Source organism: Herbiconiux dendrobii, assembly GCF_052048175.1.
In the GTDB taxonomy this organism is placed as follows: Bacteria; Actinomycetota; Actinomycetes; order Actinomycetales; family Microbacteriaceae; genus Herbiconiux.
In genome coordinates, this window is the sequence record NZ_JBLZQV010000001.1 from 147,705 (window position 1) to 166,795 (window position 19,091).

19 protein-coding genes are annotated in these 19,091 nt (G+C 70.1%); 6 read left to right on the forward strand and 13 right to left on the reverse strand.

Translation table 11 applies throughout. The features are described 5' to 3' along the window. Positions 1 to 26: 26 nt before the first annotated feature. Positions 27 to 1,136: a phosphoribosylformylglycinamidine cyclo-ligase gene (purM, locus tag ACN4JJ_RS00680; protein ID WP_440707979.1), complete on the forward strand. Its 1,110-nt coding sequence runs from the start codon at positions 27 to 29 to the stop codon at positions 1,134 to 1,136. Between the two features lie 39 nt (positions 1,137 to 1,175). Beyond that, positions 1,176 to 1,514 (forward strand): hypothetical protein, encoded by a 339-nt coding sequence (locus ACN4JJ_RS00685; RefSeq protein WP_440707980.1) that lies wholly within the window; start codon positions 1,176 to 1,178, stop codon positions 1,512 to 1,514. Positions 1,515 to 1,529: 15 nt separating this feature from the next. Here the strand turns inward: ACN4JJ_RS00685 and ACN4JJ_RS00690 are convergent, their stop codons facing one another. Continuing rightward, a complete protein-coding gene (locus ACN4JJ_RS00690; RefSeq protein WP_440707981.1) occupies positions 1,530 to 2,492 on the reverse strand; it encodes a DNA-3-methyladenine glycosylase family protein in 963 nt (320 codons plus the stop codon). A gap of 97 nt (positions 2,493 to 2,589) precedes the next feature. On the opposite strand from ACN4JJ_RS00690, the gene ACN4JJ_RS00695 reads away from it, so the two are divergent. Then, on the forward strand, positions 2,590 to 2,817 hold the full coding sequence (locus ACN4JJ_RS00695; protein ID WP_440707982.1) for a response regulator: 228 nt from the start codon (positions 2,590 to 2,592) through the stop codon (positions 2,815 to 2,817). Here ACN4JJ_RS00695 and ACN4JJ_RS00700 read toward each other — a convergent pair. Then, complete coding sequence (locus tag ACN4JJ_RS00700; protein WP_440707983.1) at positions 2,706 to 3,656, reverse strand: AraC family transcriptional regulator; 951 nt, start codon at positions 3,654 to 3,656, stop codon at positions 2,706 to 2,708. The two genes, ACN4JJ_RS00695 and ACN4JJ_RS00700, sit on opposite strands and share 112 nt — an antisense overlap. 88 nt (positions 3,657 to 3,744) lie before the next feature. Here ACN4JJ_RS00700 and ACN4JJ_RS00705 point away from each other — a divergent pair, with 88 nt between their 5' ends. Further along, positions 3,745 to 4,314, forward strand: a complete 570-nt coding sequence (locus tag ACN4JJ_RS00705; RefSeq protein ID WP_440707984.1) for a VOC family protein — start codon at positions 3,745 to 3,747, stop codon at positions 4,312 to 4,314. An 84-nt stretch (positions 4,315 to 4,398) separates the two neighbouring features. Next, on the forward strand, positions 4,399 to 5,247 hold the full coding sequence (locus ACN4JJ_RS00710; protein WP_440707985.1) for an alpha/beta fold hydrolase: 849 nt from the start codon (positions 4,399 to 4,401) through the stop codon (positions 5,245 to 5,247). Positions 5,248 to 5,305: 58 nt separating this feature from the next. Here ACN4JJ_RS00710 and ACN4JJ_RS00715 read toward each other — a convergent pair whose 3' ends face one another. The 6 genes from ACN4JJ_RS00715 to ACN4JJ_RS00740 form a co-directional block, all read right to left on the reverse strand. Beyond that, positions 5,306 to 5,605, reverse strand: coding sequence for a hypothetical protein (locus ACN4JJ_RS00715; protein ID WP_440707986.1), 300 nt, complete (start codon positions 5,603 to 5,605; stop codon positions 5,306 to 5,308). Between the two features lie 92 nt (positions 5,606 to 5,697). Beyond that, complete coding sequence (locus ACN4JJ_RS00720; RefSeq protein ID WP_440707987.1) at positions 5,698 to 6,402, reverse strand: alpha/beta fold hydrolase; 705 nt, start codon at positions 6,400 to 6,402, stop codon at positions 5,698 to 5,700. 29 nt (positions 6,403 to 6,431) lie between these two features. Further along, positions 6,432 to 7,904 (reverse strand): MFS transporter, encoded by a 1,473-nt coding sequence (locus tag ACN4JJ_RS00725; protein ID WP_440707988.1) that lies wholly within the window; start codon positions 7,902 to 7,904, stop codon positions 6,432 to 6,434. 114 nt (positions 7,905 to 8,018) lie between these two features. Beyond that, complete coding sequence (locus tag ACN4JJ_RS00730; protein ID WP_440707989.1) at positions 8,019 to 8,945, reverse strand: phosphoribosylaminoimidazolesuccinocarboxamide synthase; 927 nt, start codon at positions 8,943 to 8,945, stop codon at positions 8,019 to 8,021. Further along, complete coding sequence (gene purD, locus ACN4JJ_RS00735; protein ID WP_440707990.1) at positions 8,942 to 10,258, reverse strand: phosphoribosylamine--glycine ligase; 1,317 nt, start codon at positions 10,256 to 10,258, stop codon at positions 8,942 to 8,944. Before purD ends, ACN4JJ_RS00730 begins: the two co-directional genes overlap by 4 nt. A gap of 325 nt (positions 10,259 to 10,583) precedes the next feature. Then, complete coding sequence (locus tag ACN4JJ_RS00740) at positions 10,584 to 10,946, reverse strand: sterol carrier family protein (RefSeq protein ID WP_440707991.1); 363 nt, start codon at positions 10,944 to 10,946, stop codon at positions 10,584 to 10,586. Positions 10,947 to 11,077: 131 nt separating this feature from the next. On the opposite strand from ACN4JJ_RS00740, the gene ACN4JJ_RS00745 reads away from it, so the two are divergent. Continuing rightward, complete coding sequence (locus ACN4JJ_RS00745; RefSeq protein WP_440707992.1) at positions 11,078 to 11,500, forward strand: hypothetical protein; 423 nt, start codon at positions 11,078 to 11,080, stop codon at positions 11,498 to 11,500. Positions 11,501 to 11,552: 52 nt separating this feature from the next. Here the strand turns inward: ACN4JJ_RS00745 and ACN4JJ_RS00750 are convergent, their stop codons facing one another. The 5 genes from ACN4JJ_RS00750 to ACN4JJ_RS00770 form a co-directional block, all read right to left on the reverse strand. Beyond that, complete coding sequence (locus ACN4JJ_RS00750; protein ID WP_440707993.1) at positions 11,553 to 11,753, reverse strand: DUF3073 domain-containing protein; 201 nt, start codon at positions 11,751 to 11,753, stop codon at positions 11,553 to 11,555. A gap of 162 nt (positions 11,754 to 11,915) precedes the next feature. Then, complete coding sequence (locus ACN4JJ_RS00755; protein ID WP_440707994.1) at positions 11,916 to 13,949, reverse strand: APC family permease; 2,034 nt, start codon at positions 13,947 to 13,949, stop codon at positions 11,916 to 11,918. Positions 13,950 to 14,102: 153 nt separating this feature from the next. Next, on the reverse strand, positions 14,103 to 14,225 hold the full coding sequence (locus tag ACN4JJ_RS00760; RefSeq protein ID WP_440707995.1) for a hypothetical protein: 123 nt from the start codon (positions 14,223 to 14,225) through the stop codon (positions 14,103 to 14,105). A 222-nt stretch (positions 14,226 to 14,447) separates the two neighbouring features. Further along, entirely contained in the window at positions 14,448 to 16,427 is a 1,980-nt protein-coding gene (locus tag ACN4JJ_RS00765) for a cell wall-binding repeat-containing protein (RefSeq protein WP_440707996.1), read from the reverse strand. Positions 16,428 to 16,476: 49 nt separating this feature from the next. Further along, on the reverse strand, positions 16,477 to 19,065 hold the full coding sequence (locus ACN4JJ_RS00770; RefSeq protein ID WP_440707997.1) for an ATP-dependent DNA ligase: 2,589 nt from the start codon (positions 19,063 to 19,065) through the stop codon (positions 16,477 to 16,479). Positions 19,066 to 19,091: the final 26 nt, after the last annotated feature.

Here is a 19,091-nt window from a genome sequence, read left to right on the forward strand (position 1 = left end):
CGGCGCCGGTCCGCGAGAATGGACGCATGAGCAACAGTTACGCCGCGGCCGGAGTCGACACGGAGGCGGGCGACCGCGCCGTCGAGCTGATGAAGGCGGCGGTGCAGCGCACCCACGGCCCCGAGGTGCTGGGCGGGGTGGGCGGCTTCGCCGGGCTCTTCGACGCCTCGGCGCTCAAAGCGTTCGAGCATCCGCTGCTCGCCACCTCGACCGACGGCGTGGGCACCAAGATCGCCATCGCGCAGGCCCTCGACAAGCACGACACCATCGGCCAAGACCTCGTGGGCATGGTGGTCGACGACATCGTCGTGGTGGGCGCGAAGCCGCTGTTCATGACCGACTACATCGCCTGCGGCAAGGTGGTTCCCGAGCGCATCGCCACCATCGTGGCCGGCATCGCCCGCGCCTGCTCCGACACCGGCACCGCGCTGGTCGGCGGCGAGACCGCCGAGCACCCGGGGCTGATGGGCGAAGACGACTACGACGTGGCGGGCGCCGCGGTGGGCGCCGTCGAGGCGGATGCCGTGCTCGGCGCCGAGCGGGTGCGCGACGGCGACGTCGTGCTCGCCCTGGAATCCTCGGGACTGCACTCCAACGGCTACTCGCTCGTGCGGCACATCCTCGCCTCGGCGTCGCTGGACTACGCGTCCCACTCCGACGACTTCGGCGGCACGGTCGGCGAGGTGCTGCTGGAACCCACCCGTCTCTACAGCGGACCGCTCGTGCGCGTGCTCGCCATCCCGGCGCTGAACGGCGCCATCCATTCGCTCTCGCACGTCACCGGCGGCGGCATCGCGGCGAACCTCGCGCGCGTGCTGCCCCGCGGATCGTGGGTGGAGGTCGACCGCTCCACGTGGTCGCCCGCTCCCGTGTTCCGTGTGCTCTCCTCGCTCGCCGGCTCCACGCTGGAGAGCAGCGAGGGCACCTGGAACCTCGGCATCGGCTTCTTCGCCGTGGTGGATGCCGCCGCCGCGGCCCGCGTCACCACCGCGATCCAGGCGGAGGGCATCCGCACCTGGCAGGTCGGCACCGTCTCCACCGCCCCCCGCTCACCGGAGTCCCTCGAGGGCTTCGAGCAGGGCGCCAAGGGCGTCGACGGCGGAGCCGTCCGACTCGTCGGCGCCTACGCCTCCTAGGCTGAGTCCACCGGCTCAGGAGAGCGGAAGGAGGTCGGGATGGCGGCACCGGTTCCTTCGGAGGAGGCGCTCGAGCGCCTCGACCTCGTGGTGGCCGAGCTCGGCGACCCGGCCATCGTGCGCGGGCGGATGATGGGGCGGCCCATCCTGACCCTGCAGGGCACGATGTTCGCCTGCCTGAACGGTGAGCTGCTCGGCCTCAAGCTGGGCGCCGAGACGCCCGAGCACGCCGAGGCGCTGCGCATCCCCGAGGCCGAGCTGTTCGACCCGTCGGAGAAGGGGCATCCGTTCAAGGACTGGGTGAGCATCCCGCCGAGCGCACCGGGGGAGTGGATCCGCTTCGCCGCGGCGGCGCTGGAGTACGTGCGCGCACCCTGAGCCGGCGGCCGCGGGTCAGCCGCCGTCGCCGCCGGCAGCGCCGGCCGTCTCGTGCGTGTCGTCCTCCAGCTGCACGCGCAGCAGCAGCGTGACCCAGGTGCGGAAGGGCGACCAGGCGGCCGTGACCTCGGCGAGGGTCGCGGCATCCGGAGCCGACGGCAGCCGGTAGGCGTGGCTGAGCGCCGTGAGGAAGCGGGGCTCGTGCAGGGGTGCGTGATCGGGATCGCCCGCCCCGCGCAGCAGGATCAGCTCGGCCGAGAACGGCCCGATGCCGGGCAGGGACTTCAGCGCCTCGAGCGCCTCCTCACGGGGCATCGCGCGCAGCGAGGCGCTGTCGAACACATTGCGCCGGGCGGCCTCGCCGAGCGCCCTCAGTCGCTCGACCTTGGGGCCGACGAGCCCGCGGAAGCCCTCGAGCCGGGCCAGCACGGCCGGCGCCGGGAAGGCCGACCGGGCCACGCCGTTCACCACCACGCTCTCGCCGAGCTCGTCGCTCATCCGCTGCTTGATCTGCGCCGCCTGCGTCATCCGGATGCGCTGCCCGATGATGGCCCAGGCCGCGGCCTCGTACCACGACCAGAAGCACACCGGACGAAGACCCGGGTAGCGCCGCTGAACGCCCGCGACCACCTCGTCGCGCTCGCCCACGGCCTCGAAGGCGGTGCCGTCGACGTCGAGCGAGAGGATGCGCTCCACCTGCGTGCGGGCGGCCGACAGCTCCTCGCGCCGGAGTGCCCGTGAGGCGTGCAACCGGCCGCGCACCTGCGACCCCACCTGCTCGAGGCTCACCCCCACCACCTGCCACGACCCCTCCAGCGCGAACGCGAAGTCGAGCGTGGCCGAGCCGGCGGCCTCGTACGCCGCCGGGGCGAACCCTTCGAGGAAGCGGATGCTCGACGCCAGCGAGAACGCACCGCGCGGGTCGATCGTGAACGTTCCCCGCGGCGCGGCGGCGGCGGTCTCCCGGGCGACGGTCATCAAGGGCTCCTCGAGGTGGGCACCGGAGCATCCGAGTGCGCTGGGTTCATCCTGCGGGATGCCGCCGACATCCGCCAGCGCCGGGTAGCCTGGTCAGATGACTACACCTGCTCTCGCGCACCTGAGCGGCGGCCCGCTCGACGCCCAGACCATCCCCCTCGACGACGGAGCCCCCGAAGAGCTCGTCCTCCCGTACAGCGAGGGCCAGCTCGTCTACAAGCTCGTCTCCGACGGATCGGACGACTCCGAGGGCCCCGCCACGGCCCAGTACCGCTTCACCGAGGTCTCCGAGATCCTCAACGAGGGCAAGTACGACGAGCGCTGAGCGCGCGTGAGCGACCCTTCTCTGCGGGTCTTGTCGGGTGTCTCGCCCAGAAACCTCGCGTAGCGACGCGAGAAGTGCGGGTAGTCGGCGTAGCCGAGTTCGGCGGCCAGTCCGCTGAGCTCGGTCTCCGGATGCGCGTAGAGCGTGGTGGCGGCGCCTTGTAGTCGGCGGCACTCGATCAGCCACTTCGGGCTCACCCCCACGTACTCGCGCACGAGTCGCTCGAGCGACCGCACCCCCAATCCGGCGCGATCGGCGAGTTCCGTCGCGCGCAGGATGCCGTGGTCGGTCTCCGCGAGCCGTCCCACCTCGTTCATCAGCCGGCCGCGGTCGTCCACCTGCGCCGCGAGGGGCACGAGCCAGCCACGCAGGGCGCCGACCAGCGCCCGACGGGCCAGGTCGCCGCTCGGTGCGGAGGTCATCGCGGCGGTGACCGCCGCCTCCGGCGTTCCTACGAGCGGAACCTCCCGCCCCACGAGTGCCGTCGGGTCGTCCCCGGCGAGCAGCAGCGGCCCGGCCGCCGGCCGGAACAGCACTCCCACCGCCCACGAGCGCCCGCGCAGCGACACCACCGACACCTGCGGATCGGGCCCCGCCAGCGCGGCGCCACCGAGCGTTCCGCTGGTGTCGGATGCGCCCGCCGGCTGCAGGATCGCATTGAACGCCGGGTAGGACAGGGTGCGCTGGGGCCGCGACTCTGGCTCGGGCACGCTCCAGCGCACCACCCACACGTGCCGCACGAGGTCGCCGATGCCCGGGCCGAGTTCGAAACGGTCGAAGGAGACGCCGTCGGCACCCGGGTTCAGATGCCCGAGCGACACGGGCTCCGGCTCGGCCATGAGTGCGTTTCCGTTCGCGTCGAGGGCTCGGCCGGCGCTGTCGCAAAAGTTCAAGACGCGCGGTGCGGCTCTTTTCTAGCATGGGCCCATGACATCCGAAACCGACACACCCTCAGCATCCGTCTCCGAACCCGCCACCGAGCCCGCGACCACCGAGCCCGCCACCGGCGCGCACACCACGAACGGTCTGCCGCACGGCTCCACCTCGCTCACCCCGCACATCGTCGTGACTCCCGCCGACGACGCGATCACCTTCTACCGCGACGTCTTCGTCGCCATCGTGATCGACGTCACGCGCTTTCCCGCCGAGGGCGGCGGCGAGCTCGTGGCCCACGCGGTGCTCGACTTCGGCAGCGGCATGATGACGCTGAGCGACCCGCTCGAGCCCTACGGGCTGGTGGCCCTGCAGCCGGACGCCGGGCATCCGTACTCGCTCGCGATCTACGTGCCGCACGTCGACGCCGTCACCGCCGCCGCCGAGAAGGCCGGCGCGACGGTGCGCGAGCAGCCCGCCACCTTCGTGTCGGGCGACCGCTACGCCTCGGTGCTCGACCCCTTCGGCGTGCGCTGGTCGATCATGACCCGCGTCGAAGACCTCTCGCCCGAGGAAGGCGCCCGGCGGGTCGCCGAGTGGGCGGCCGCGCAGAGCGGGAGCTGACGGCGCGGGAGCCGGCGGCGCGGATCGGCCGCCGTTCCCTCCGCCGCGCGTGACAGATGTCGATGCAGACGGCAGAGTGGAGCCATGTCCCGCCTCACGGATGTGATCGAAGGCCTGCGCGATCCGCACGCGCCCCTGCTGCACGTCGCCTACGACTCGGGTGAGCCCGAACCGGCGGCGTCGGCCGGGGAGGCCGCCGAGCGTCCGATCGTCGTCATGATCCACGGCATCGCCTCCTCGGCGGCCACCTTCACCTTCGTGCGGCCGTTGATCGAGCCCACCCATCGCGTGATCGCGATCGAGCTGCTGGGGTTCGGCGGATCGCCGCAACCGGAGAACGCGAAGTACACCCTCGAAGAACACGTCGCCGCGCTCGCCCACACCGTCCGCTCGCTGCACCTCACGCGCCCCTTCGTGCTCGTGGGGCATTCGCTCGGGTGCCTGATCGCCACCCGCTACGCCGCGACGCACGAGTCGCACGTGCGGAAGCTCGTGCTCGTGAGCCCGCCCGTCTACCTCGCGCCGTCCGAGATCGGCGATGCGCGAGCCCGGCTGAAGATGGCCGGGTACCTGCAGGCGTACGAGTACTTCCGCAAGAACAAGGACTTCACCATCGCCCACGCGGCCATCGTGTCGCGGCTGCTGCCCGTCGCCCACGTGATGGAGATCACGGAGGCGAACTGGACGCCTTTCGTGCTGTCGCTGGAGAACTGCATCGAGCAGCAGACGGTGATCAGCGACCTCTCGCGCATCGACCTCCCCGTGGAGGTCGTCTACGGCCGCTTCGACGAGTTCCTCGTGCCCGAGAACCTCGCCATCGTGGCGAAGATGCGTAACGTCACCACGCACGTGGTCAACGCGAGCGATCACATGATCCGCAAACCCATGGCCCGTGTGGTGGCCGCCGCGATCGACACCCCCGCCTCGCCGTAGCCCCGGCGGCCTGAGCCGCGTGCGCCGTCACCACCGGGGGCGCGCTCGCTCGGTGCGGCTAGTGGTCGGCGAGCACGCGTGCTCGCGCGGTGCGGTACTCCTCGTCGCTGATGGTGTGGCTGTCGTGCAGGCGGTCCAGCTCGCCGAGGCGCTCCTCGGTGGAGCGTTCGCTGCTGAGCATCTCGCTGTCGAGCAGCTTCGTGGCGAGATCGCTCTGCAGCGTGAGCGGATTGTGACCCGAAGCGCGCACGCGCCGCGCGTTGGCGACGATCTGCACGATGACCACCACGAAGACGACGACGACGAGGGCCGCCACGACCACGAAGATGATGGGGAAGAGCGCGAAAAGATCGGGCATGGTGCCTCCTTCTGTCGGTCTTGTCCTCCCCCAACCCTTCCGCTGAACCATCCGTGGGCACCCGATGCCCAGAAACGTCTCAGCCGGCCGTTTCAGGCGCCGATGGAATCCAGGATGGCCGCGGCCAGCTCGTCGGGCTTGGTGAACTGCGGCCAGTGGCCGGTCGGCAGCTCCACGATGCTCGAACTCAGCATCAGCGGCACCTCGGCGAAGTACGGCACCCCGGCCGCGATCGCCTCCCCGATCTCGTCGCGGCTGAAGGTGCAGCTGATGAGGGTGATCGGCACCCCGTAGCGCGCCGGGTCGGACAGGTGCTGCGGATCGCGCGCCACCCGCGCGGGCTCGGGGATCGCTGCGGCCCGGATGCTCTCCTGGAGGTCGTCGTCGAGGTCGCGCAGATCGGTGTCGCTGAATTCGTCCCACGGCGGCAGCGGCACGTCGGAGCCCACGCTGTCGAGCTGCTCGTTGATGGCCACCCCGTCGGGCGTCGGCCCGCTGTCGACGTAGATGGCTCGCGCCACCCGGTCGGGCCGGGCGTCGACCGCCCCGTGGATGATCGCACCTCCGCCCGAGTGGCCGACGAGCACCACCGGCCGTGACGGATCCAGCGCATCCAGCAGCGCGACCACCTCCGCCGTCTGCGAGGCCAGCGTGACCTCGCCGCGATCCTCCTCGACCGAGTGGAGCCCGGCCAGCGTGGGCGTGTGCACGGTGTGCCCGGCCTCGCGGAGGGCGGGCACGACCGCGCTCCACGAATCGCCCTGCAACCAGAATCCTGCGATGAGTACGACGTCCATGGCTCAGACGGTACGCCCCACCCCCGACATCAGCCCAGGTGCACCACAGCCCGCTCGTCCCCGGCTCCCTGCGGCAGCAGTGCCGACTTCGGCCCGCGGATGAAGAACACCGCGATGGCCGCGGCGATCAGCATCGCCACCCCGGCCCCCACGAAGGTGGCCACGTACCCGTCGGTGAAGGCGGCGAGCTGGCCCGATCCGCTCTTCATCGATCCCTCGAAGGCCCCCGCGTAGAGCACGGTGAACACCGCGAGACCGATCGATCCGCCGATCTGCATCGCCGAGTTCACCGTGGCCGCCGCCGCGCCCGCGTCGTGCGGGGCGACACCCGACAGCGCGAGGTTCTGCAGCGGCACGAACAGCATCGAGAGCCCGATGCCGAGCAGCACCAGCGAGGGCAGCACCTGCACCCAGTAGTTCCCGTCGACCGTGATGCGCACGAGCAGGAACAGGCCGGCGGCCGAGACGAGCGGTCCGGCGATCATCAGCACGCGCGGCCCGACGCGCGGCAGCAGCTTGGTGAGGATCGGCACGCAGATCAGGATCACGACGGTCATCGCCACGTTCGCGAGCCCCGAGACGAGCGGCTCCATGCCGAGCACGAGCTGGAAGTAGAAGGTGAGGTAGAGCGTCGATCCGAGCAGCACGCTGCCGACGACGGCCTGGATGAGGAACGCGCCACCGCGCACCCGGTTCAGCACCACGCGCAGCGGCAGCAGGGGCTGGGCGACGCGCGACTCGACCCACACGAACAGGGCGAGCAGGCCCGCGCCGAGCGCGAGGAACCCGATGGTGCTGGGCGAGCCCCAGCCGTCCTCGGCGAGCGTGAAGCCGTAGACGAGCGCACCGAGACCGAGGGATGCCGTGACCGCGCCCCACACGTCGTAGCGGTTGTCGCCCTCGGCGCGGCTCTCGCCCAGCAGCAGCAGGCCGCCGATCAGGCCCACGATCACGAAGAAGACGTTCACCAGCAGGCACCAGCGCCAGTCGGCGAACTCGGTGAGCACGCCGCCCAGCACGAGGCCCACGGCCGCGCCGCTGCCGCCGATGGCGCCGAACACGGCGAACGCGGTGTTGCGGTCGCGCCCCGAGGGGAAGGTCACGGTCAGCAGGCCGAGAGCGGCGGGGGCGAGCAGGGCGGCGAACAGCCCCTGGAAGCCGCGGGCCACGATGAGTTCGGTGCCGCTCTGCGCCAGTCCGCCGAAGGCCGAGGCCACGCCGAAGCCGACCATGCCCACGAGGTAGCTGCGCTTGCGGCCCCAGTAGTCGGCCACGCGGCCGCCGAGCAGCAGCAGGGCGCCGAACACGAGCGCGTAGGCGGTGATCACCCACTGCCGCTGGCCGTCGGTGAGTCCGAGCTCGGCCTGCGCCTGGGGCAACGCGATGTTCACGATGGTGGCGTCGAGCACCACCACGAGCTGAGTGAGGGCGAGAACGGCGAGCGTCCACCACCGGCGGCCGGATGCGGGGGAGACGGATGCTGCGGGGGCGGGTCCGGACATGAAGAAACCTCCAGGCTTCTGTACGAAGGTGCTGGAGGTTTCAAGCCTCGGACCGGACGGACCGGCCTCCCCGACCAGACGGGGTCGATCAGACCTCCAGTCTACCCGATCGCGCTACCGCCCGGGAGCCGGGCTGCCGGTCACCCGCTCGAGCAGCTCGCGGTAGCGCAGAACGGTCTGCTCCACGATCTCGTGCGGGAGCGTGGGCGGCACGCCCACCTGGTCCCAGTTGGCGGCCAGCCAGTTGCGCACGATCTGCTTGTCGAAGCTCGCAGTGCGATCGCCCGAGTCGTAGGCGGCGGCGTCCCAGTACCGGCTCGAATCGCTCGTCAGCACCTCGTCGGCGAGCACGATCTCGCCGCTCTCGGAGTCGCGGCCGAACTCCAACTTGGTGTCGGCGAGGATGACGCCGCGGTTCTCGGCGATCTGCGCGGCGCGCCCGTACACCGCCAGCGACAGGGTGCGCAGGCTCTCGGCATCCTCGGCCCCGATCAGCTCGACGGTCTTCTCGAAGCTGATGTTCTCGTCGTGCTCGCCGAGCGGCGCCTTGTAGGCGGGTGTGTAGATGGGCTCGGGCAGGCGGTCGCCGTCGGCGAGGCCGGCGGGCAGCGGAACGCCGCAGACGCTCTGCGTGGCCTGGTACTCCTTCCAACCGCTGCCGGAGAGGTAGCCGCGCACCACGCACTCGATCGGGAACATCGTAAGGGAGCGCACCACCATCGAGCGGCCCGCGATCCCGGCCGGAACGGCGGGAAGCCCGAGCGCCTCGGCCTCGGCGGGCGACACGAGATGGTTCGGCACCTCGCCGAGCTGCTGGAACCACCAGCGGCTGAGGGTGCTGAGCAGCTCGCCCTTGCCCGGGATCCCGGGTTCCAGCACGTGGTCGAAGGCGCTCACGCGGTCGCTCGCCACCACGAGCAGGGCGGCGGGGCGGGCAGCCTGAGCGGTCTCCTCGGGCACGTACAGGTCGCGCACCTTGCCGCTGTAGACGTGACGCCAGCCGGGCACGGTCAGCCCGGGCTGCGGGGCGACGGCGCTCACGAGGAGGCTCCGTCGGTTCCGGATGCTGCGCCCGCGGCATCCGCAACCCCCGCCACGCGGGCGGCGATGTCGGTGCGGTGCTGCGAATTCTCGAGGTGGATGCCGGCCAGCGCGCCGTACACACGGTCGCGGGCGGTGGCGAAGTCGCCGGCCGTGGCGACGACGCTCAGCACACGGCCGCCGGTGGCGCGGATGACGTCACCGTCGCGATCCGTCGCCGCGTGCATCACGCTCACACCCTCGAGGCCGGCGGTGTTCTCGAGACCGGTGATGACGCGGCCGGTGACGGGGGAGCCGGGGTAGTTCTCGCTGGCCAGCACCACGGTGACGCCCACCTGGTCGCTGAACACGGGTCGCGGATGCTCGCCCAGGGTTCCGTTGGCGGCCGCCAGCAGCAGGCCGCTCAGCGGAGTCTCGAGGCGCGGCAGCACCACCTGGGTCTCCGGGTCGCCGAAGCGGGCGTTGAACTCGATCACGCGGATGCCCTTCTCCGTCAGGATCAGGCCGCAGTAGAGCAGGCCGATGAAGGGCGTTCCCTCGGCGGCGAGCTGGCGCACGGTCGGCAGGGCGATGGTGTCGATCACCTCGTCGACGAAGGCCTTCTCGCTGCCGAAGCGCTCGTCGAGCCAGGGGAGAGGGGAGTAGGCGCCCATGCCGCCGGTGTTCGGGCCCTCGTCGCCGTCGGCGAGGCGCTTGTAGTCCTGGGCGGGGGAGAGCGGAGCGACCGAGTGGCCGTCGCTCAGCAGGAACAGGGAGACCTCCTCGCCGTCGAGGAACTCCTCGATCAGCACCTCGCCGTGCTGCAGCCAGTGCGCGGCGTGCGCGGTGGCCTCGGCGAGATCGGCGGTGACCAGCACGCCCTTGCCGGCGGCCAGCCCATCGGCCTTCACCACGTAGGGGGCGCCGTACTCGGCGAGGGTGGCCTCGGCCTCGGCGAGCGTGGAGGCGTTCGCGGCCCGGCCGGTCGGCACGCCGGCGGCCTCCATGATGCGCTTGGCGAACGACTTGCTGCCCTCGAGGGCGGCGGCCTGCCGGCCGGGCCCGAACACGGGGATGCCGCGGGTGCGCAGGGCGTCGGCCACTCCGGCCACCAGGGGTGCCTCGGGGCCGATCACGACGAACTGGACGTTCTCGCTCAGCGCGTACTCGGCGACCGCGTGCGGGTCGTCGGCATCCAGCGGCACGGTGGGCACGTCGGCCGCGATCCCGGCGTTGCCGGGCGCCGCCACGATCTCGTGCGCATCACCCTCCCGCCGCAACGCCGTGATGATGGCATGCTCGCGCGCGCCCGAACCGAGGACCAGGATTTTCACGTTGCTAGTTTAGGCGGCGCGCCGGGCTTCGCTCGGCGTGCCGCCTCTGCGCCGGTCCCTGCCCGGCGCAGGGCGAGATGTGGGGGCGCGGTCGAACGACCCGGCCTGCGGTCGGGCCGTTCGGCCACACCCCCACCCTGGGTCGTCGAGTACGGCCTGAGACTGTGGGTCTCGGCCACACGCTCGCCTTGGGTCGTCGAGTACGGCCTGAGACTTTGGGTCTCGGCCATACGCTAACGGTGGATCGGTGAGTGCGGCTTGAGACGTGGGCCTCGGTCGCTTATGAGATTTCGGGCGTGGTCGTGGCGGGTGGCGCCGTGCTGCCTCAGAGAGCCAGCGGGACCTGAGAGGAGAGGTCGGCCCGCTGGCCGGAGGCACGGATGCGGGCGGTGGCGATGCCCTCGTCCCATGACAGGGCTCCGGTGGCGAGGGCGATCCAGGTGGCCGCGTCCATCTCCACCACGTTCGGCGGCGTCCCGCGCGTGTGGCCTGGCCCCTCGATGCACTGCACGGCCCCGAACGGCGGAACCCGCACCTCCACGGAGTTCCCCTCCGCAGCATCCGCCAGCATCTGCAGCAGCCACCGCACCGCGGTCGCCCGAGTCTCCCGCCCGGCCCCCTCGAAGTCACCCGCCGCGTCGGCCACGGCCGCCCGCCCCACTGCATCCCCGATCCGCGCCTTACCCATCCCCCCACGCTACCCCGCAGCCCGCCCCGACGAGGTGGCCGCCCCGACGAGGTCGTCGATCACCTGCACAGATGCGCGTCCGGTGCGCAGATGCGCATCCGGTGTTCAGGGGGATGCGCGACAATGGGGGGGTGAGTGATCAACCCGAGCCGGCCCGCACGAGCAGCGAGAGCCGCGCGACCGTGTCCGTGCGGCGCGCGCCGCGCTACTTCCGCTTCATGGCCGTCGGCGCCGCCGTGGGCGTGCTGGTGTCGATCGCGCTGACGTTCTCGTTCCCCGAGCAGGAAGACTTCAGTCGCCTGCAGGTGCTCGGCTTCACCGGGCTGTTCATCGTGGCGATCGCCGTGGCGCTCGGCGCACTCGTGGCCATCGCGATCGACCGCGCCAGCCGCCGCCGCGCGCGCACCGTCGACGCGGATCGGGTCGAGGAGCACGAGATCCCGGCCCAGGCGGGCGCGAAGCCGAGCACCGACGCCCGGGCCGAACCGGCACCGGAGATCGAGTTCACCGCCGAACCCGTGTCACCGCCCGCCGCGCACGACGAAAAGGCCTGATTCCAGAAGGCCTGCACCGTCGTGAGGCGGTCAGGCCCTCGCACGCAGCCGCTTAGGCGCGCTTCTGCTCGTCGGTCGGCTCGAGGGCCTCGTCGGTGTCGTCGTCGTCATCGATCCACTTCGAGTAGTCGGGCTCGTCCGAGTTGCTGCTCGTGAGCTCACGCTCAAGCGCCGAATAGTTCGTGTCGGGACTGAAGTATTTCAGTTCGCGAGCGACCTTCGTGTGCTTGGCTTTTTGACGGCCACGCCCCATGCGAGACCCCCTCACGATTCGGGCCGGGGGATCACGCCGCCCGGATGAGACGAATAACTACGAAAACTTGGGTCAGTTTAGCACGCAGGCATCACACGACCCGCTGCCCGAGGGGTGCGCATCCGTTCATCGTCGCGTTCCGTCACAGACGCATCGCCGCGGTCAGTTGCGGCTGCGCTTGTGCGTGCTCACCGGCTCGGCGTGCGGGCGACGCGGAACCGGCCGCGTCGGTTCGCCGCGGCGCTCCTGACCGGGCAGCGGGCGCGAGCGCCGGCCGTACAGCAGCTCGGAGGAATCCAGCAGCCACGGCACCAGCGCGATCGTGACGCCGTGCACCAGCATCAGCTTCTTGCGGATGCGCCGGGCCTTGTGGTTGTGCAGGATCGTCTCCCACCAGTGCCCCACGATGTAGATCGGCGTGTAGACGGTGACGACCTCGGAGCCGTGCTCGGCCTGGTGCTTCATGATGTACTTCGCCAGCGGCACCGCCACGTCGCGGTACGGCGACTCGATGATGTTCAGCGGCACCTCGATGTTCATCTCCTGCCAGTCGGCCTCGAGCCTGGAGGTCTGCTCGTCGTCGATGGAGAGGTGCACCGCCTCGATCGAGTCGTGGCGGGCGGCGATGGCGTAGTCGAGGGCTTTGAGCACCGGCTTCTGCATCCGCCCCACGAGCACGATGGCGTGGTCGCCGGATGCCCCGAAGGTGGTGTGCGGGTCGACCTCGACCTCTTTGTTCACGTCGCGGTAATACCGGTTCACGCCCATCATCAGGATGAACAGGATCGGCATGATCGCGAACACCAGCCACGCGCCGTGCGTGAACTTGGTGATCGTCACCACGATGAGCACCACGGCCGTGAACACGGCACCCAGCAGGTTGATGGCCAGGCCCCGGATGACGGCGCCGCGGTCCGAGCAGCCCTCGCGCAGCATCCGGAGCCAGTGCTTCACCATGCCGCTCTGGCCGAGGGTGAACGAGACGAACACGCCGATGATGTACAGCTGGATGAGCTGCGTGAGATTGGCCTGGTAGACCACGAGGATGGCGGTGGCGAACAGCGCCAGCACGATCATGCCGTTGGAGAACACCAGACGGTCGCCGCGGGTGAGCAGCGCCTTGGGGGCGTAGGAGTCCTTCGCGAGCACTGATCCGAGCAGCGGGAATCCGTTGAACGCGGTGTTCGCGGCCAGCAGCAGCACGGCCGCCGTGGCCGCCTGGATGACGAAGAACAGGATCGAGTTGTTGCCGAAGGTGGCCGCCGCCACCTGGGCCATCAGGCTGCGCTGCGGCGTGGTGGCGCAGTCGGTGAAGCCCACGAGGTGACAGGCGTCTTCGGCGTAGTGCACGTTCGAGATCAGCGCGAGGGCGGTGAGTCCGGCGAAGAGGCAGATGGCGATCGAGCCCATCAGCACGAGGGTGCGCTGGGCGTTCTGCACCTTGGGGGTGCGGAACGCGGGCACGCCGTTCGAGATCGCCTCGACGCCGGTGAGGGCGGAGCATCCGCTCGAGAAGGCGCGCAACAGCAGCAGGATCATCGCCGCCTGGGTGAGCTGCTCGGCCTTCACGTCGAACCCGGCCGACTCGGCCACGGGCGCGTCGCCGAGCACGGTGCGCACGAGGCCGGTGACGATCATCACGGCCACGCTGGCGACGAAGAGGTACGTCGGGATGGCGAAGGCCTTGCTCGACTCCGCCACGCCGCGCAGGTTCACGGCCATCAGGATGATCACGAAGCCGACCGCGATCTCCACCCGGTACGGGTTCAGACCCGGCAGCGCCGAGATGATGTTGTCGACCCCGGAGGCCACCGACACCGCGACCGTGAGCACGTAGTCGACCAGCAGAGCGGATGCGACCACCAGGCCGGCCTTCTCGCCCAGGTTCTTGTGGGCGACCTCGTAGTCGCCACCGCCCGACGGGTAGGCCTTGACGAGTTGCCGGTAGCTGGCCACGACGACCACCAGCAGCAGCACGACCGCCGCCGCGACCCAGGGCGCGAAGCTCAGGAAGGCGAGCCCGCCGATCAGCAGGATCATCAGCAGCTCCTGCGGCGCGTAGGCCACGGAGGAGAGCGGGTCGCTGGCGAAAATAGGGAGCGCCAAACGCTTCGGGAGCAGCTGCCCTTCGAGCTTGTCGCTCGGCAGCGGATCACCGATCAACCAACGTTTCGCCGAGCGGGGTTCATTGACCACGAGTGAGAACACTACTCTGCGGCAACCCACTGTCAAGTTGACCGGGGTCCGTTTTATTCCCGCTTGACAAGACGGGGTCGTCGACCGCACGAAAAGCGCCGCACGAGTGCCTGTCGGCACGCCGTGCGGCGATCGTTGCGCGGTCTTCGCCGGTTACTCTCCGGGGATCTCGCTGTCGGTGTACTCGCCCGCTTCGGGCTCGGGGCCCTTTACGTCTGCGTCGTCCTTGTCGGTGTACTCACCGTCGCGCTCGTCGCGCTCCTTCTTCACGGTCATGAGATCCTCCTCGATTGTCCGGCCGGTCGTCGCTGGGAGCCGCGGCTCTTGTCGCGAAGCTACCACCGCCCGCGCCCGCAGGCCAGGCAGTCGCACCCCATCCGCACGGATGTGCAGCCTGCGCCCCGCCTCATCTGCCCGCCCGAGCCTTCCGCGCGCCCGCACCCTGGCAATCTCGCCCACGGCGCCAATGTCGGTTGCGCAGGCGCACTCGGCGCGGCCTCACCGGAGGAAGCCGCGCAGTTGTTCGTAGACACCGTCGCTGACGGAGTTCGGTCCGCCGAGCACGACGATCTGCACCGGATTAAGTCGGTCGAGCTCGTTCGCCACGGATGCGGGGATGGCGTCGGCCGCGACCAGCAGCACCGGCGCTCCGTTGGCTGCCGCGGCGGGCGAACCGGACAGCGCGTCAGCGAAAACCTGACCGGACGCCACGTATGCGACGTTCACACCGCCTGTGAAGTTGCTCGCCGACGCGTTGGCCGACACCTCGAATCGGTCGGCGCCCCCGACGCGGGTGGTGGGCATCGATGCCTTCAGCTGGCTCTCGACCGCGGCCGAAACGGTGTTCGTGCCGCCGAGGATGACGATGTGATTGGGTCTGAGTCGGGCCAGTTCGTCGACGGTGGCCGGCGGGATCGCGTCTTTCGTCGTGAGCAGCACAGGGCCGCCGTTGTTGGCTGCGACCGCGGATCCGGACAGCGCGTCGGGGAACACGGTGCCGGAGGCGAGGTAGGCCACCGGAATGCCGGGTGAGAAGTTATCCCGAGATACAGCGGCCGCGACGGCATATCGGTCGGCGCCGCCGAGCCTGTCGACTGTCGGTGCGTAACCGGCTAGGGCGCGCTGGACGGAACTGCTGACGGATGTGGTGCCGCCGAGGATGATGATGCGTTTCGGCTTGAGTCGCGCAAGTTCGGCTCCGACGACGGTGGGGATGCTGTCTGAGGCAGTCAGTAGAACGGGCGCGCCGCGCGATCCCGCTGCCGCTGATCCGGATAGCGCATCGGCGAAAGCGGTACCGGACGCGATATACGCGACCGGTACGTCTGGGGCGAATTCGGCAGCAGAGTTTCGGGCCGAGACTTCGAAGCGATCCGCTCCGCCCCGGCGGACCAGTGGCGCGGTGCTGTCGAGATCGATCACCGCGATCGTGTTCGAATTCGAGCCGGTGACGAAGGCCTGACGGTGGTCGGCGTCCATCGCGATGCCTTGCAGTCCGCTGCCGTAGTCGACATCCGATTTACGGATGACGCGAGTCACCGAGAGCGTGAGGGTGTCGATCGCGGTGATCAGCCGTTCGGTGCCGATGTAAGCCTGGTGACCGATCACGTCGACCGCGACGCCGTCAGGATTGTCCCCGATGCCGTTCGTGCTGTCGTGCGGAATGACCGCGATCACGGAGTTGCGGCTGGTGTCGATGACGGACACTGTGCTGTCACCCTCGTTTGTGACGAAGGCGCGGTGCGCGACGCTGTCGATCGCGATCCGGCGTGGCGCCTTACCGATGCCGGTCGAGCTGTCATGTGGGATGACGGTCATGACCGTATCGCTGAGGGCGTCGATCACCGAGACGGTGTCGTCGTCGAGGTTGGTGACGAACACCCGGTGCAAGTCGGTGTCAACTGCGACGTTGAGTGGGAACTTTCCGATGCCGTGGGCGGAATCGTGAGGAAGCACGGCTTTGACGGTGTTGGTGTCGGTGTCGATCACCGAGACCGTACCGGCTTTGACGTTCGCCACATACGCGCGGTGGCGATCGGGATCGACACCGATCCCATCGGGTCCCGATCCGATGCTCGTCGCATTGTCGTGTGGGATGACCTTCGTTACCTCGTTGGTCGTGGTGTCGATGACGGAGACGGTATCGGAGTTGTAGTTGGAGACGAAGACCTGATGATGAACCGGGTCGAGAGCCACGCCGGATGGCCCGGCTCCGATACTCGTCGGCCCGTTCGGAATCACCTCGGTGACTCGGTTCGCCTCGGTGTCGATGACCGAGACGGTGCCGTCGAACGTACTCGCGACAAAGGCCTGACGTGTCGACGCATCGACCGCGACGTCGACCGGAGCTGGATCTGGTCGGGTCGATGACGTGATCCGGATCGTTGCAGTGACGAAGGTGGAGGCCGACGCGCTCTGCACCGCGAAGGGCGAAATCGCGACAGCAGCAACGAGCGCCGCCGCCAATCCCGCACCCATTCGATTAGTTGAGGACATCTCAACATAATACGGGATGCCGCCGACGCCGTCACCCCTCGCGGGTGACCTCGGCGGGGGACTTGTCGGGGCGCCAGCCCCGCCAGGAGGGCTGACGGAGGCGGCCGGGGCCGGTCCACTCGGCGAACTCGACCTCGGCGACGAGCTTCGGGGTGACCCAGCGGGCGTCGCGGGCATCGGCGGCGGGCACGTCCTCGAGCGGGTTCGTCTTGCGCTCGAGGGCGGCGAGGCGGGTCGTGATGGCGTCGAGCTCGCGGTCGCTGAAGCCGGTGCCGACGCGGCCGACGTAGACGAGCCGGCCGTCGGCATCCGGAACCCCCATCAGCAGCGAGCCGATCTGCCGCGCGCGGGCGCCCTTGCCGGGGCGCCAGCCGCCGATCACCACCTCCTGCGTGAGGTGGTGCTTGATCTTCAGCCAGGATCCGGTGCGACGGCCCGGCGCGTAGCCGCTCGATCGGCGTTTGGCCATCACGCCCTCCAGACCCAGCTCGCGGCTCGCCCGCACCGCGTGCGCGAGATCGCCCTCGAAGGCGGGCGGAACGTGCAGCGGGCCGCGGGAGGCCGGCAGCAGCTCGTCGAGAAGTGTGCGCCGGTCGTCGTACGACGACTTCTCCAGCGACGCCCCGTCGAGCTCGAGCACGTCGAACACCATCAGGTCGACCTTCACCTGGCGCTGCGCCGCCTCGACGTCGCGCGGGCGGGTGAGGCCCATCCGCTGCTGCAGTCGGCCGAAGCTCGGCCGGCCGCGCGCATCCAGCGCCACGATCTCGCTGTCGAGCACCATCTCCCGGCCCTCGGATGCCTCCTCCAACGCCGACACCAGCTCCGGGTAGCCCGCGGTCACGTCGTTGCCGTTGCGGGTGAAGAGGGTCACGGTGCCGGAGGTGGCGCGCACGAGCGCGCGGATGCCGTCCCACTTCATCTCGAAGGCCCAGTCCTCCTGATCCGGCAGGGTGTCGGCCTCGGAGAGCGTGGCGAGCATCGCCTTGGGCACGCGGGTGGAAGGGCTCGCGGGCTCGGCGGACTGCGTCGACCCCGAGCCCGGCGCCTTCGAGGCGCGCGCCTTCGCCTTCTTCAGCGGCGGCCCGCCCGGCGAACCCGGTTCGGCCGACCAGTCGACCGGCACCTGATCCTTCATCAGGTGGATCAGCCACTGGTTCGCGCCCGTGCCGTTCTCGCCACCGGTGTGGATGAGCGCGAAGCGCCGATCCTCGCCCAGGCCGCCCGACTGCTGCCCGTGCAGCGTCGCGATGATCTCCTCGCCGTCGCGCCACTTCTCGAGCTGGTAGCTGCCGAAGTCCCAGATCGTCACCGCGCCGGCTCCGTATTCGCCTTTGGGAATATGTCCTTCGAAGGTGCCGTACTCCATGGGGTGGTCTTCGGTCTGCACGGCGAGGTGGTTCTTGCCGGTGTCGACCGGGAAGCCCTTCGGGAGCGCCCAGGAGACGAGCACGCCGTCGTGCTCGAGCCGGAAGTCCCAGTGCAGGCTCGAGGCGTGGTGCTCCTGGATGACGAAGGAGCGTCCGTCGGTCGACGGGGGAGTGGCATCCGGGACCGGCTCGGGGGTCTTCGCCCGATCCCGCTTGGAGCGGTAGACGGTGAGGCGGTCGCGCTCGCGGTCGCCGGATGCGACGGGCTCGCGATTGCGGTCGGGCTGGTCGTGCGGCCCGCGGTTCGAGTGCCACTCGCCACCCGGCACCTCCACCGAGCCGGGCGCCTCGGCACTCACGGCCAGCGGATCGTCGCGCGTGCGCATCCGCTCGAGCACCTCGTCGAGCTCGAGCTGCCGCAGGTTCTTGGCCGAGAGCTCGCGCCAGGTGCGCGGCACCGCGACCGTCGGATGCGTGCGCCCGCGCAGCGAGTACGGGCAGATGGTGGTCTTGTTGGCGCTGTTCTGGCTCCAGTCGACCAGCACTTTGCCCGTGCGCAAGGTCTTCTTCATGTCGGAGACGACGAGATCCGGATGATCGGCCTCGAGGATGCGGGCCAGCTCGTGCGCCACGGCGGACACCTCGTCGGAGGTCTGCCTGCCGTCCAGCGCGGCGTACAGGTGGATGCCCTTGCTCCCGCTCGTGACGGGCACCGGCTCCAGACCCATCCCGGTGAGGATCTCGCGCGCCGCGCTCGCCACCTCGACGCACTCGGGCAGCCCGGCGCCCTCGCCCGGGTCGAGGTCGATCACGAAGCGGTCGGGGTTCTTGGGGCGGCCGTGCGCATCCACCCGCCACTGCGGCACGTGGATCTCGAGCGCGGCGATCTGCGCCAGCCAGGCGAGCGTGGCCTGGTTGTTGACCAGCGGATACACGTTCACGTGGTCGGAGTGCTGGATCTCCACCCGCCGCACCCACTCCGGCGTGCCCTCGCCGAGGTTCTTCTGAAAGAACACCTCGCCCGGATGCCCGTCGTCACCCACCCCGTGCACCCAGCGTTTGCGGGTGGCCGGCCGGTTGCGCGCGTGCGGGATGAGGAAGGGCGCGATCTCGGCGTAGTAGCGCAGGATGTCGGCCTTCGTGGTGCCGGTGGCGGGGTAGATCACCTTCTCGAGGTTCGAGATGCGCAGGCGATGCCCGCCGACCGTCACGGTCTGCTCGCCGCTCGAGGAGGCGCTCTTCGGAGCCATGTCCCTCATCCTCTACCCGAATCGGC

Coding starts and splice junctions, on each gene's coding strand:
- purM (WP_440707979.1), top strand. CDS start 27: ATGAGCAACAGTTACGCCGCGGCCGGAGTCGACACGGAGGCGGGCGAC.
- ACN4JJ_RS00685 (WP_440707980.1), top strand. CDS start 1,176: ATGGCGGCACCGGTTCCTTCGGAGGAGGCGCTCGAGCGCCTCGACCTC.
- ACN4JJ_RS00690 (WP_440707981.1), bottom strand. CDS start 2,492: ATGACCGTCGCCCGGGAGACCGCCGCCGCCGCGCCGCGGGGAACGTTC.
- ACN4JJ_RS00695 (WP_440707982.1), top strand. CDS start 2,590: ATGACTACACCTGCTCTCGCGCACCTGAGCGGCGGCCCGCTCGACGCC.
- ACN4JJ_RS00700 (WP_440707983.1), bottom strand. CDS start 3,656: ATGGCCGAGCCGGAGCCCGTGTCGCTCGGGCATCTGAACCCGGGTGCC.
- ACN4JJ_RS00705 (WP_440707984.1), top strand. CDS start 3,745: ATGACATCCGAAACCGACACACCCTCAGCATCCGTCTCCGAACCCGCC.
- ACN4JJ_RS00710 (WP_440707985.1), top strand. CDS start 4,399: ATGTCCCGCCTCACGGATGTGATCGAAGGCCTGCGCGATCCGCACGCG.
- ACN4JJ_RS00715 (WP_440707986.1), bottom strand. CDS start 5,605: ATGCCCGATCTTTTCGCGCTCTTCCCCATCATCTTCGTGGTCGTGGCG.
- ACN4JJ_RS00720 (WP_440707987.1), bottom strand. CDS start 6,402: ATGGACGTCGTACTCATCGCAGGATTCTGGTTGCAGGGCGATTCGTGG.
- ACN4JJ_RS00725 (WP_440707988.1), bottom strand. CDS start 7,904: ATGTCCGGACCCGCCCCCGCAGCATCCGTCTCCCCCGCATCCGGCCGC.
- ACN4JJ_RS00740 (WP_440707991.1), bottom strand. CDS start 10,946: ATGGGTAAGGCGCGGATCGGGGATGCAGTGGGGCGGGCGGCCGTGGCC.
- ACN4JJ_RS00750 (WP_440707993.1), bottom strand. CDS start 11,753: ATGGGGCGTGGCCGTCAAAAAGCCAAGCACACGAAGGTCGCTCGCGAA.
- ACN4JJ_RS00760 (WP_440707995.1), bottom strand. CDS start 14,225: ATGACCGTGAAGAAGGAGCGCGACGAGCGCGACGGTGAGTACACCGAC.
- ACN4JJ_RS00765 (WP_440707996.1), bottom strand. CDS start 16,427: ATGGGTGCGGGATTGGCGGCGGCGCTCGTTGCTGCTGTCGCGATTTCG.
- ACN4JJ_RS00770 (WP_440707997.1), bottom strand. CDS start 19,065: ATGGCTCCGAAGAGCGCCTCCTCGAGCGGCGAGCAGACCGTGACGGTC.